The sequence below is a fragment of the Pseudoalteromonas sp. CO342X genome (genome assembly GCF_004208915.1).
Taxonomy (GTDB): Bacteria; Pseudomonadota; Gammaproteobacteria; order Enterobacterales; family Alteromonadaceae; genus Pseudoalteromonas; species Pseudoalteromonas maricaloris.
Genome location: NZ_SGPH01000043.1, coordinates 32,341 through 46,364, shown reverse-complemented (window position 1 = coordinate 46,364; position 14,024 = coordinate 32,341). Strand labels below are relative to the sequence as shown.

Sequence of the window (14,024 nt, the reverse complement as noted above, 5' to 3'; positions counted from 1 at the left end):
AGAGCCCTCCCTACTGCTTACTTGAATGACTGTGTGTCGCGGTAATATGTGCCGAGTCCTTTAAAAATTGCCTTGCCGGTATTAGGGTTCTCCCTTTTTGGGTTTCAATCACTAACATCGTTGCCGTGATTTCGGTGAGCGTGCCTGAAACGCCTGCAATTTCAATTTGATCGTTAATTCGACAGTGACGCAGCGCTTGTTTTGCCGCAACAGTATTTGCGATTAGCTCTCGACTCCCAAGACCAAAAGCCAATGCAACTCCCGCACACAGTACGCCTGTCAGCACCACCACCATATTGGTCACAAATTGAATATTGATCCCTAATTGCTCAATACCTATTACCGTTGCGGTAAATAGGATCGCGAGCTTGGCTATGTTACCCGCGACTTCGACTCGCGCAAACCCTACAGACTGCGCACCAGCTCTTGCCATGGCACTGGCCAGATTGCCAAGCAGATAACCACCAACAATAATAAATATCCCAGCGAGGAGGTTTGGTAGGTAACTAAGTAACGAAGAGATCCAATCACTGAAGAAGTTTAAGCCAAGGCTGGATGTGGCTGCTGCGATAAAAAACATCATCGTGACCCAAAACACGGTTTTCCCTATTAATCGAGCGTGTTTTAGATTTAGCTGAAGCGTTTGTTCGGTTTGCACTCGTTGACTTAAACCCGCCAATGCACGATTGCAAAGCTTAAATAACGAAATAGTCAGTTTGCTCAATAGCCAAGCCACCACCCAACCGACAAGCAGCATGAGTGCCGCGCCCAATAGTTGCGGCGTGTGAGTAACAAATTGATTAATTAATTGCTCATAACTGGCAGATAAGGCGTGTTGCCAATTATCAAAGGTATCCTCGGTGGCCATGTAAACTCCTGAATTCACTGAAACAGCTCACTTTAAAATCAATACATTTATTGTTATCACAGTGTTAGCCGTTGTCCAGAGAATTCCCCTAAGTCCTAAATATTTAAACTACTAACAATACATTTGGGAACATTTTCACGTGAGTGGAAGCAATGAAGGCGCAAAAACAAGTACCGTCTTTGCGCCCTAGTGACTGCTTCAAATTGAGTAATGTGATTATCTAAACTGGACCGTTTCTCGCTCACCCATCTCTTCCGGTTCTACATTTTTGCCCACGGCTAGTTTTAATAAGCCGCTCAAGTCGGGGCTAACATGCCAAATTTCAGCATCATCCAGTTCAAAACGGAGCATGATAAGCTCGGGGTCATCTTTACCCTTTTCAAACCAGCTCTCGGCCTGTCTTGACCAATGAGCATCAAGTACGTCTTGTCGTGTTTCTTCAATTAAGTGTCCGCGAATACAAGCAAATACATTGTGCCCTTTACTGGAAAATTGTGCTGTTGCTTTGCCACACTTAGCAATACGATTTGTTTTACTGGTAAAAAACCAAAACTCGCCGTTGGCGTCTTTATCCAACTGTGCTCGCATTGGCTCATGGTGATTATTGTCATCACTCAAACCAATCATCACATTGGGGCTGCTATCTAGCGCTTCCCAAAAAGTTTTCTTTATGTCTGACATTATCTTCTCCTTATTTATACCAATTCGCGTCTGCTTGAAACGGCACAAACCCACTCTTTCAATTAATTGATAGTATCTTGCTGCAAAGCCTCGATGATTGCTTTATTAAAAGCGTCAAGATCATTTGGATTACGACTTGTGATCAAGTTGTCGTCTACTGCAACTTTAAGGTCAATCCAGTCTGCGCCTGCATTTTTAAGATCGGTTTTGATACTTGGGAAAGAGGTAAGCGTTTTTCCCTCCACCAGCTGCGCTTCGATTAACAGCCAAGGGCCATGGCATATCGCAGCGATTGGGCGTTTATTACCAAACTGTGAAAAGGCCTGAATAAATTTAACCGCAGATTTTTCTTGCCTTAGTTTATCAGGGTTAAACAACCCGCCTGGTAAAACGAGCCCCGCATATTTACTGGGTATGGCTTCATCCAGGGTTATATCAACGGCGACTTTCTCACCCCAACGGTCTTCATTCCAAGCGGTAATATCACCCTTGTTTAATGAAATGACATCAACATTAAATCCAGCGCTTTCAAGCGCCTGCTTAGGTTTAATCAGCTCACTTTGTTCGAATCCATCAGTGGCTAAGATCGCGACTGAAATATTGTCTGACTCCGTCATCATTCTCTCCTTCAATACGTTGCTGATGTAGAGGTAGATGCGGATACTTATGCAGAATCAATACCATCATATAACCTTATGAAATATATAAATATTAAAGATTAGTGTATTGATTGGGTGTAATCTTTACAGAACTGAGGAGTGTAAATCTGGACTAGGTTAGCCCTAGTCCATCTTTACTATAATGAAGAGATAGAGGCTGAGTTTGTGCCAAACTCAAACACGTTCAACTTTCCGCATTGAGCAAAGTGATTATTGCTCATATATGGCGTGTCTTGTTGGTTAATATCCCCTTCCCAACCTTGACCATTTTTAACGAATGCTTTTACTTCAAACCAACCGTTGAATGTTTTGCTACAGTCCATTTCTACTTCCAGCAACCAGTAATGTGCTCCCCATTGGTTGAGTGACATGACGCCAAAACCATCGCTGTCGTAACGTTTTTCCGCGCCCCAGTTAGCTGGCCAAATATTGGTTGTCCAATCCAGCGGACTCCCTTGGGCATCACTAGACTGCCCGGTTTCAACCGCTAGCCAATCCAATCTGGTATCAGCCTCTTTCCAAGCCGAAGTTGTCATGTTTCGCATGTTCAAATGTTTGATAGGTAAAGAGCAAAGATTAGGATCGGCGCCGCAATCAATCCCGCGCTGCAATGCTGCGACATGATCAAGACCACCTCGAACGAACATATCCTGACCAGATTGAGTTTCGGCTTTAATAAAAACTAATGTGCGTTGCCAATCACCAATCTCTGGTGGTGTTGCCAGTTTACTTTGATGATGAATGGCTAAGGCATCCATAGCAGCTAAATTAATTTGTGCGTAACCATTGGTATCAACTTCGATGCTTCTACCCGCGCAGTTTTCTTGGCCGATACCTCCACTTAGCACATCACAATAGGTTCCGGCAGAAAGCCCCGTTTGCAGGCTTTGGACCATACTAGAAGATTCGCGGTTAATGGCGACAAAGCCTAAATCACCTCGAGAAAATGCAATTTGGTTATTACCATTGTCCCACCAATTTGCCACCGTCCAATTGCCATTAGTATGATTTCTAAACTGCATTGCACCTGCAATCATTGGGCGACGATGCTCACACTGCCATAATTGACTGGTGCAATTGAGGTCACCATTTTGATGAACAGGCACCGAAGGGCCACCAGCATCGGTGTCGCCATTAAATTCGTAGCTCGACATCACTTTAGGATAACCATAAGGATATGCCAGCATAAATACATTCTCTAAATCATACAGTTTACCATCATGAAAGGTAACGATGGACCCTGCTCCACCATGGCCGCGTTGGTTGTCATGGTTGTCTGTAAATACCACGGCTTTATAACTTGGCATCATACCCCAAGCTTCGCCAAAGCTTTTTAACCAAGCCAACTTGCCTTGCTTAAATGTCTCGCTCAGTTTAATGCTGTATTTAAACTCAGTGACTAAACCATTTTGATGATATTCAGAAGCAGAAACCGCCTCGCCTCCTTGATCAATCACCTCTTGGAAAACGACCGCTGGTTGATTTAACTTGGCTAACACATCGCCAATATCACTTGCAGGCATGTGCTTGCTTGCATCTAACCTAAACCCTGCCACGCCCAGAGACTGTAAATCGTTCAAAAAGCCCGCTAGGGTATTTTGTACGTAGCTCGCATCGGTGTCTAAATCATGAAGCCCTACGAGTTCGCAGTGCTGTACTCGCCATGCATTATTACCGTAGTCTTCAGGGTTTATTGCACAGGTTTCATGAAAATCTTGTGGACTATAGATAGGATATTGTTTGTTACCAAAAGTGTTACCCGCAACTCCGGTCCCGCTGCCATGGGCCATGTGGTTTATAACGGCATCAACATAGATATCTACTCCGGCAGATTTACACCTCGCGACCATATCGGCAAATTCGGCTCGACTGCCACTACGACTCGCAATCTCATAACTGACTGGCTGATAACGAGTCCACCATTGATCCCCTGTAATATGCTCATTGGGTGGTGATACTTGCACTGCCGCATAGCCATTTGGCCCCAAAAACGTTTCACATTCCGTAGCAACATCTGGCCAAGACCATTCGAATAAATGAACGAATGTTGTTGGGTCGCCTTCAGCGGCATGTGCTGGTGTAACGCAACTGGATGTTAACAACACTCCCGCTGCAATTTGGTTTAGTTTTATATTTTTCATTATTGCGCCTCTTATTCACATAAGATTAACAATATAGAATTCCTAGCTAAACAATCTATTGAATACGTATGCATAAGATCATCGATGATTGACTGCTGAACGATGATTTGAGGCTTTAAAAAGCAAGTTAATAAGGCGACACGCTTGCTTACACTTTAAGTAGCGTACGCGCTTGAACTCATTTTAGAGAAAATGTTAGTTTCAATTGGTCTTTGAAGTAGACAGCTTCAAGTACTGATATAAATAATAACAATATGGATAAACGATGCTAAATCGAATCAAATCAGGGCTCATGATTTTTGGGCTCTTCTGTGCTCACGTCAGTGCACAATCTCAATCACTTGAGTTAGAAGCCGTTTCGGTCTCAAAGAATATCTATAGTGTAATCTCTCCTTTTTATGGCAGACCAACAGCTGAGAATAATGGGTGGAATTCAAACAGTCATTTTATTATTACGACTCAAGGTGTGTTAGTGTTCGATTCTGGTTCATCCGAGCACATTGGTAACGCTATTATCGCAGCAGTTAAACGTGTAACTGAACAGCCAATTCGCTGGGTAGTCAACTCTCATAGCCATGCCGATCATTGGCTTGGCAATGCCGCTTTTGCAAAGCTCGGTGCAGAGCTTATCTCCACCTATTTGTCCGCTGAGACGATGAAAAGCGATGGACCGGTTGATGTTAAGGCGTTTTTTAATATGACTAAAGGCGCAACTGGTGAGAGCACACTCGTCATCCCTACCTCAATCATTTTACATCAACAAACCCGTACTTTTGGTGATACTGAAGTTGAATTTGTATTCGCCAACGATGGCCATTCGCCAGGTGACGTTATGCTTTGGCTACCCAAACAGCGCATTCTAATTGGAGGTGACGTAGTAAACTCCACCTTTATGCCCATCATGACACCTAGAGGTAACATTACCCAGCTCATTTCGGTACTCAAAGAAGTGGAGCAATTAAGCCCTCTCCTCGTACTAACCGGACACGGGGAAAATACCTCGGTGAAATCAGTTTCTAGAGATATTCAATTTTTAACTTTTGCCTGGAGTGCAGTACATGAAGCACTAGCAAAAGGTACAACGCCAGCAAAGATACAAGAATCATTACAAGCTACATTGCGTACAAAGTTCGGTAAAGCGTATCAAGATTTTAATACCAGTATTTCGTACCTATTGGAAATGATGATTGATAAACAGCGGCTTCAGTTTTCTCCAATAACATAAATATAACAACAGAGGAAGTTGATGTAGCTTTGAAAGTAACAACACAGCCAGCCTCCTCTAGTCAAAAATGAATGCCAATCCAATAATTGACATTAACAAAACGAACGATATTAAACCCGACCAATTAATAACTTTATTTTATCAAATCACATTGGAAATCTTGTTAAAAAATGCGTTCTATTAAACTTTTTACGAAAAAGACAATTGCAAAAATAAAAACAATAATTCTATAAGTCCCTGTTTTAGGTGACGGTTTTTAATAACTGTCGATACTAGGCTTCAAAACATCAACTACACTCAAATGACATCTTTGTTAAATCAATCCACAGAGATGTCACCCAAAACAGTTCTATCAACGTTATCAACCTAGTAACTGAAACACTCAGGGGTCACTATGATTACACAGCGCTCACTTTTAAGCCGTGTTCGTAAGATTATCTCTAACAGCTGCATAGCTGGCAGTATATTTTTCGCCTTAACCTCATCCGCATTTGCACTCGAAAATTGGAAGAAAGTCGAACGACTCACGCCATCAGATGAAGTGACAAATGCTGATGAACTGGTCTTTAAAGTCACGTTTGTTAATGCACATACCGTTGCACCAACTGCCAGTGACTTTACGATTCTAGGCGATGAAGATAAACAAGACGCCGACAACAACACAACTGTTGACACAGGTAGTAAAACAACCGCATCAGTCACACAAGTCACCGTCGACTCGGGTAACAGCTCGATTTACCATGTTACGCTCTCTGGAGGCGACCTTGCCAGCTACAATGGTGTTGTCTCATTGTTACCGGCGAGTAACCGTATTAAGCCTGAAGTGTTTGAGGCCTACTATGTTAGTAACGGCACAACGTTGCCTGCTTCAGATAAACTCATGGTATTTGACTACGCCGACCAAACAAGCGAATTGAGCAACGGTAACTTTGGTGCAACTGCAGTAGAAGCCAGAGCGAATGCAGATGCAATGTGCAAAAGTAAATTCATACGTAAGCATAGCCGCTTAAACAATAAAATTGATAGCTCGGCAACAACCGCTGTAAGTAATGGACCTGTGAAGGCACACGCGGTTATGTCATTCACTGCATCGGATGATATCGCCAGCCTTGACACCAATTACAGTATGCCTAATGTCAATGTCTATAATAGCGGGGGCGTTAAGCTTGCTGACACTAACTGGGATGACTTTGTCAACGGCACACTTAGCGCTCTTAATAGTAATGTGTTCAGCACCCCGTCCGACATACTAGAAAATTCCGGAAACGTAAAATACTTTTGGAGCTTTTCAGAATCCAATGGCACTCTAAGTACCGCAAGCAACTGCTCAGGAGGCACTTCATCCTCAAGTAGCGTCAAAGGAATAGTCAATCAAAATGGCAGCTGGTACGCGTTAATCGGCAGTATTCCCTGTAATAACGCTATCAACTTTATCTGTGTTGCATGGCATGAGTCAGCCTATCTAGACGCTAATATCTCCAACACAGCTCCTACAATTAGCAATTTACCAACAAGTTTTACTGTGACAGAAGATGTCGCGACAACGATTGATCTCTCTGCAGTAACGTTAGCTGATGGAGAAGATGACAACTTAACAGTCACCTTAGCGCTAGACAGCGGCACCATCGCAAGCACCGATGGCAATGGTACCGTGAGCAGCGTCACAGTGGCGGGAAGTGGTACCGCAAGTATGACACTAAGTGGGTCAGCAGCTGCGCTTAATACCTACCTCGATGTGACGACTAAACTCAACATTACCACAGCAGCAGACGCTACAACGGCGATGACGCTTACGGTCACACCGAATGACGGCACCGTTGATGGTAACGCTGCAACTAGTACCGTAAATGTCACGGCAGTCAACGATAAGCCAACGTTTACTTCTACAGCGGTCACTGCATCAACTGAGGATTCAGTATACAAATATTCAGTGACAACCAGCGACCCAGACAAAGACGCGGTCACCGTTTCCGTCTCAGCTAGCACTCCGCTTCCTAGCTGGTTAAGCTTAAACACAAGCACAGAGGCAACGGTGTCGACCCTTGCAGGTCAAAGTTCGGGCTATGCAGATGGTACAGGCACTGCCGCCTCGTTTAAATCGCCGTATGACGTGGTAACCGACAGTAACGGTAACGTGTACGTCGCTGACTATGGTAACCATGTTATTCGTAAAATAACCCCTGAAGGGGTAGTAACGACACTAGCTGGTTCTGGAAGTGCAGGCTCTGACGACGGAACAGGAAGCGCAGCTTCGTTTAACTTCCCCAAAGCCGTTACGCTAGATTCATCTGGTAATGTTTACGTTGCAGATTCTTCTAACAATACTATTCGTAAAGTTACGCCAGCAGGTGTAGTAACGACCTTTGCTGGTAGCGGCACCTACGGTAGCGATGATGGAACGGGTACAGCTGCAACCTTCGCAGCACCAACTGGGATTACTATTGACAGCAACGGGAATCTTTATGTCGTAGAGACAAACCCTCATATTGTTCGTAAAATTACACCTGCAGGCGTCGTAACCACATTTGCAGGTAGTAAAAATTCGTCGGGATTTACGGACGCAACAGGAACATCTGCAACATTTAACTTCCCTTATAATGGTGGTAGCAATAGCAATAACGACCTATTTATTGCTGACCGCAACAATCACGCTATTCGTAAAATAACTTCGGCAAGCGTTGTAACCACTTTTGCAGGCACAGGCTCTGCAGGCTCAACAAACGGTACAGGAACGCAAGCAAGCTTTAATAAACCTTATGATGTGGCCGCAGATAGCGCAGATAACCTTTATGTAACCGAGCAAGCTGCACACACCATTCGTAAAATCACCAGTACTGGAGTGGTAACAACCTATGCAGGAAGCGCAGGGGCTTCAGGAAATACCGATGGCCTAGTAAGTGTGGCACGCTTTAGTCAACCCTATGGTATTGCGGTTGACAGTAATGACGTTGTGTACGTTGCAGATACAGGTAACCATCGTATTCGAAAGATATCACCTGCTGAAACGACCTTAACAGGTACACCGACCAACGACGATGTTGGCGATCACTATATTTGTTTAATTGTTTCCGATGGTACTGAGACCAGCGAGCAATGCTTCACCATTACGGTTACAAACGTTAATGATGCGCCCGTTGTCGCAACGAATACAGGTTTAACGCTTGATGTAGGCACAACGATAAACATCACGAATTCTGCTCTGTCTGCAAGCGATGTGGATGATAGCGGTACAGGTTTGACGTATACGGTAACTACCTTACCAAGCCACGGAAGCCTCTTTGTAGATGCCAACAGTAATGACAGCTTAGACAGCGGTGAAGCACTCAGCAGCAATGGTACATTCACACAAGCTGATATTGAGAGTGGTAATCTCTTTTATACCCACGACGACTCTCAAAATGCGAGTGATAGTTTTGTCTTTTCATTAGAGGATGGCTTGGAAGACGGTATTACCGCTATTACCAATCAAACCTTTAGTTTTGCTGTTGTACTAAATAAAGCACCGGTTATCAGCGGTACCCCAACGGCGACCGTTAACGAAAATGTTGCATATAACTTTACACCTACCGCGACTGACGAAGATAACGACACCTTAACATTTAGCATCACCAATAAACCAAGCTGGGCAACCTTTAGTACCTCAACTGGTAGCTTAACGGGAACACCTAGTTATACCGATGCAGGTGCATACAACGGCATTGTTATTACAGTGAGTGATGGCACAGCCAGCGATACCTTAAATTTTGATATTACTGTCGTCAATGTGAACCGCACACCAAGTATTAGTGGAACACCAGCGACTAGTGTTGATGAAAATAGCAGTTATAGCTTTACTCCAACGGCCTCTGATCCTGACGGAGATACACTTACTTTCAGTATCACCAATAAACCAAGTTGGGCTACCTTCAGTACCAGCACGGGAGCCTTGAGCGGAACACCAAGTTTTACTGATGCTGGTGACTACAACGGTATTGTAGTTACAGTCAGCGATGGTAGCGCAACACAAACGCTAAGCTTAAATATTAGTGTTGTAAATGTAAATCGGGCACCATCTATCAGTGGCACACCGTCTACTTCGGTACTTGAAGGCAATGTTTATAATTTCATACCAACCGCAAGTGACTCCGATAATGACAACCTAAGCTTCTCTATTGCCAATCAGCCAGGTTGGGCATCATTTAGCTCGACGACTGGAGCACTAACGGGAATTCCCGACTTCAATCAGTCAGGTACTTACAGTGATATTGTCATCACGGTAAGTGATGGTAGTGCGACTCAAAGCCTGACTTTTTCTATCACCGTAAACGATGTGAATCGAGCTCCCACAATAAGTGGAACACCTGCTTCTACGGTAAATGAAGGAGTAGTTTATAGCTTTACCCCAAGTGCTTCCGATGAGGATAATGATAATCTTACCTTCAGCATTACCAATGCACCTGATTGGTCAACATTCAGTAGTACAACGGGTACACTAACTGGTACTCCTACCTTTAATGATGGTGGTGAGCAATACAACATCACAATCAATGTCAGTGATGGTAATGAAAGCGCAAACCTTAACTTCACACTAAGCGTGGTCAACATCAATCGCTTGCCAACTATCAGTGGTACACCCGGCGTGAAAGTCACTGTGGGAGAAAACTATAGTTTTATACCCGCTGCAACAGATGAAGATGAGGACACGCTAAACTTTACGATCACGAATAAGCCAAGCTGGGCATCATTCTCAGCATCGACCGGCGAACTATCTGGTACACCATCAGAGACAGATATTGGTACGACTAGCGGTATTCAAATCAGTGTCAGTGATGGCACTGACGATGCGAACCTACCAGCATTTAACCTTGAAGTGGTTGCTGAAAACACAGCGCCAACGGGTGAGAACCTCTCGCTCAGCGTTAAGGAAGATACCTCTTTAACTATTCTGCCGACGTTACAAGATGCTGAAGATGATACCTTAACGCTGACAATTGGTAGTCAGCCGACAAATGGTTCATTAACCAGCAGTGGTACAGGCTGGGTATATCAACCAGAAGCCGACTTCAATGGGGACGATAGCTTTACGTATTCAGTGAGCGATGGAGAGCTACAAAGTGATAGCTATACCGTTACATTAACTATCACAGCTGTAAATGATTTGCCTATTGCCAATAACGATAACTTCCAACTTGATGGTAGTGCCAACAATACGTTCACCCTGAATGTGTTAGCCAATGATACCGATGTTGATGGTGATACCCTTATTATTGAAGGCGTCAAGGCAAGTTTAGGCAGCGCAAGCGTAGTCGACAATGCACTACAGTACACTGCGCCAAGTAACTTCGCAGGCGCTGTTACTCTGAATTACGCAATTCGTGATGGTCATGGTGGTCGAGCTAAAGCGAGTGTGCTGTTAGAAATAAGTGGTGCAGTCAATGGTGAACCTCCTGTTGTCACCGCCCCAGCCGATCTAGAAGTTAATGCTACGGGCCTATTCACCAAAGTGAACTTGGGTACTGCGACAGCACTCAATAGCAGCGGTGAGCCTTTACCTGTTACGCTAACAGAAGGTAAAACCATTTTTGCACCGGGAGTACATAACGTCTACTGGCAAGCAACAGATGCAAACGGTAATTTAGGAACCGATCAACAGCTGTTGAGAGTTAATCCGCTAGTGTCGTTGAGTAAAGATAAAACCATTGCTGAAGGCACTAGGATAGATATTCAAGTGCTTCTAAATGGCCCTGCTCCACAATATCCAGTAACAGTCGATTATACCGTAACAGGTAGCGCAATATCTGGTGTGGATCATGACTTGAATAGTGGCTCGGTAACGATAAGCTCAGGTACAAAAGCCAATATTTCAATTCAAACTGTTGCAGATGGGGAGTTTGAGGGTGATGAGACGATCACGGTCAGCCTGAATAACGGTGTTAACCTTGGTGCAAAACGTGAAACCACTATTACTGTGAGTGAACAAAATATTGCGCCTGAGGTCTCGCTAGTTGTCACTCAGAACGACCAAAACCGGTTAACCGTTAGCCAAGATGAAGGAACTGTATCTGTCGTTGCAACGGTAAGTGATCCAAATGTTGGTGATACTGTGACGAGCACATGGAAAGTAACGGGCATGACTTCCGATCAATATACGGAAGATACACTACAACTGAGCTTTAACCCGCAGGATCTACAACCAGGCACTTACAAGGTGACACACACAGCAACAGACTCTAGTAGTGCACAAGATAGTGATAGCGTATTTATCCAAGTGACCCAATCATTGCAGCAATTATCTGATACGGAAGATACCGATGGCGATCTCATCCCTGACAGCCAAGAAGGTTATGCCGATGACGACGGTGACGGGATCCCTGATTTCCAAGATGCAATCACCGAGTGTAATGTTATGCCTCAAGAAGTGGTTACACAGGATGGCTTCTTAGTTGAAGGTAACCCTGGAGTCTGTTTACGTAAGGGCGAGTTTACCGCGAGCGGTGAAACTGGTGGGCTACTCATGACAGATGACGAGGGTAACTCACAACTGGGCAGCGATGATGACGCACAAATCACTGGCGGCTTGTTTGACTTTATCGCTTATGGATTACCTAAAGCAGGTCAAGTGTATCAACTAGTGATGCCACAACGCTTACCTATCCCAAGAGATGCCGTTTATCGTAAGTTTAAAGCGTCATCAGGCCTTTGGGTGAACTTTGTGGAAGACGCAAATAACCTTGTCTTTAGTGCAGAAGGTGAACCTGGCATTTGTCCTCCTCCAGGAGATGAAAATTGGTCACCAGGACTGACTGAAGGACATTGGTGTGTGCAACTTCAGATAGAAGATGGGGGTATCAATGATGACGATGGAGAAGCAAATGGCAGTATCGTAGACCCAGGTGGTGTGGGTGTACTACTCTCGAATAATCAGATGCCTGTAGCCCTAGACGATACAATTAGTATGAAGTGGAACACCAATATTACTATTGACGTTTTAGCGAATGACACTGATGCTGATGGAGATATGCTCACGGTAGCCAATGCTTCCGCCAATTTTGGCGAAGTGCAGATCAATTCTGATAATACCCTGTACTACACACCAAACGCAGGCTACGTCGGAGTTGATACTCTGAATTACGCCATAACTGATGGTAATGGCGGAACAGCAGGTGCTGCTGTAGCAATTACTGTAATTGCCAATACAGCGCCTGTAGCAATGTCTGACATGGCAACCGTTACATCCGGTAAACCTGTCACCATTAATGTGCTAGCAAACGACAGTGATAGTGATGGCGATACGCTGCAAGTAACTGAAGCAACGGCACAGCACGGTAGTGTCGCAGTTAATGCTGATTACAGCATAACCTATCAGTCAAATGCTGGGTTTGTTGGCAGTGAAACCGTTACCTACACGATCACAGATGGTGAGGCAAGTGTCCAAGGTAGTGTGAGTATTACTGTCAACAAAGCACCTACCGATACCGTCACGAACAAGAGTGATGGAGGTAGTATGCCATTATGGTTGATTTGGGCCAGTCTAGCACTTGCTGTAGTTCGCCGTTGGCAAGCTACTACGCGTTAACCACCTTAACAGGTTAACAACCTCACGATAAGGGGTGATGAAGTTAAGCTTCATCACCCCTTCTTTTTGCAATAAAACACAGTGCTAACTGGAGCAGACTGGCTCGGTTATTCACTCATCTAAATGATACTTTTTAAGTGTTGCCTGATAAATACCATTCGTCTTAAGCTGTATCAAACCCTTATTGAACAATTCAATAATTGCTATTGCATTCGGATAAGATTTGCTAACGCCAATATGGAGCGGCCATTGTGCTATGGTCGGTTGATGTACTTTGAAGCTGTGAAATTCAGCGTGTTGAGATTGTAAATACACAAAAGCAAGCTCGTCGCTAACTACAGCATCTACTCGCGCTTTATTGAGAAGCGACAGACAGGAAGTCAGGTTTGTGAGCTTTTCAAGGCGAATTTGTGGGATCTGAGCGAGTGCAATTTCAGAACGAAAGCCCCGGATAGCACATACACTTAGTCCTTTAAGATCGTCCAACTCTTTAAAATGAATGGTTGGCTCTGTACGTGAAATAAGTACCAGCCTATTACTGTAATAAGCATTGCTAAAAATAAAGCGTTCATCGCGACTTTCAGAACGCCATAAAGCGGGGATCATATCGACCTGCCCTTTCTCAACCATTCGCATGGCACGACTGAATGGCATAATGAGCATTTCAAAATCTTGATTCTCTGCCTTAAATGCCGCGCGAACTAAATCAACAGTAAAACCGGAATGTTCGTTAATGACGTAGGGAGGCCAAACATTATGTGCTCCCACTATGGCATCATTTGCCGATGATGTGCATGACAGGGCAATAAACAGAAGGCATGACTGTTTTAAACTCTTTATCGCCATGTTTACGCACTCCCGCCTTCACTTTCAAACTAAGTTGACTGGCAACTTT

At 44.2% G+C, this 14,024-nt stretch carries 7 protein-coding genes; 2 read left to right on the top strand and 5 right to left on the bottom strand.

The features are described 5' to 3' along the window. Positions 1–10: 10 nt before the first annotated feature. From EXT47_RS23205 to EXT47_RS23190, 4 genes are all read right to left on the bottom strand, one after another. On the bottom strand, positions 11–868 hold the full coding sequence (locus tag EXT47_RS23205; protein WP_039491274.1) for a mechanosensitive ion channel domain-containing protein: 858 nt from the start codon (positions 866–868) through the stop codon (positions 11–13). 216 nt (positions 869–1,084) lie between these two features. Next, on the bottom strand, positions 1,085–1,549 hold the full coding sequence (locus EXT47_RS23200; RefSeq protein ID WP_039491276.1) for a pyridoxamine 5'-phosphate oxidase family protein: 465 nt from the start codon (positions 1,547–1,549) through the stop codon (positions 1,085–1,087). 62 nt (positions 1,550–1,611) lie between these two features. Then, positions 1,612–2,166: a type 1 glutamine amidotransferase domain-containing protein gene (locus tag EXT47_RS23195; protein WP_130127727.1), complete on the bottom strand. Its 555-nt coding sequence runs from the start codon at positions 2,164–2,166 to the stop codon at positions 1,612–1,614. 179 nt (positions 2,167–2,345) lie between these two features. Further along, positions 2,346–4,349, bottom strand: coding sequence for an alpha-amylase family protein (locus EXT47_RS23190; RefSeq protein WP_130127707.1), 2,004 nt, complete (start codon positions 4,347–4,349; stop codon positions 2,346–2,348). Positions 4,350–4,614: 265 nt separating this feature from the next. On the opposite strand from EXT47_RS23190, the gene EXT47_RS23185 reads away from it, so the two are divergent. Both EXT47_RS23185 and EXT47_RS23180 read left to right on the top strand, forming a co-directional pair. Continuing rightward, the gene (locus tag EXT47_RS23185; protein WP_130127706.1) at positions 4,615–5,574 is read left to right on the top strand and encodes an MBL fold metallo-hydrolase; all 960 of its coding nucleotides are present in this window, start codon (positions 4,615–4,617) and stop codon (positions 5,572–5,574) included. Between the two features lie 394 nt (positions 5,575–5,968). Further along, positions 5,969–13,129, top strand: coding sequence for an Ig-like domain-containing protein (locus EXT47_RS23180; RefSeq protein ID WP_130127705.1), 7,161 nt, complete (start codon positions 5,969–5,971; stop codon positions 13,127–13,129). A gap of 111 nt (positions 13,130–13,240) precedes the next feature. Here the strand turns inward: EXT47_RS23180 and EXT47_RS23175 are convergent, their stop codons facing one another. Further along, a complete protein-coding gene (locus EXT47_RS23175) occupies positions 13,241–13,975 on the bottom strand; it encodes an ABC transporter substrate-binding protein (RefSeq protein ID WP_240701664.1) in 735 nt (244 codons plus the stop codon). Positions 13,976–14,024 lie beyond the last annotated feature (49 nt).

What these genes read in the sequence shown, in the direction of transcription:
- EXT47_RS23185 (WP_130127706.1), top strand. Translation starts at nt 4,615, where the DNA reads ATGCTAAATCGAATCAAATCAGGGCTCATGATTTTTGGGCTCTTCTGT.
- EXT47_RS23175 (WP_240701664.1), bottom strand. Translation starts at nt 13,975, where the DNA reads ATGGCGATAAAGAGTTTAAAACAGTCATGCCTTCTGTTTATTGCCCTG.
- EXT47_RS23195 (WP_130127727.1), bottom strand. Translation starts at nt 2,166, where the DNA reads ATGACGGAGTCAGACAATATTTCAGTCGCGATCTTAGCCACTGATGGA.
- EXT47_RS23200 (WP_039491276.1), bottom strand. Translation starts at nt 1,549, where the DNA reads ATGTCAGACATAAAGAAAACTTTTTGGGAAGCGCTAGATAGCAGCCCC.
- EXT47_RS23190 (WP_130127707.1), bottom strand. Translation starts at nt 4,349, where the DNA reads ATGAAAAATATAAAACTAAACCAAATTGCAGCGGGAGTGTTGTTAACA.
- EXT47_RS23205 (WP_039491274.1), bottom strand. Translation starts at nt 868, where the DNA reads ATGGCCACCGAGGATACCTTTGATAATTGGCAACACGCCTTATCTGCC.
- EXT47_RS23180 (WP_130127705.1), top strand. Translation starts at nt 5,969, where the DNA reads ATGATTACACAGCGCTCACTTTTAAGCCGTGTTCGTAAGATTATCTCT.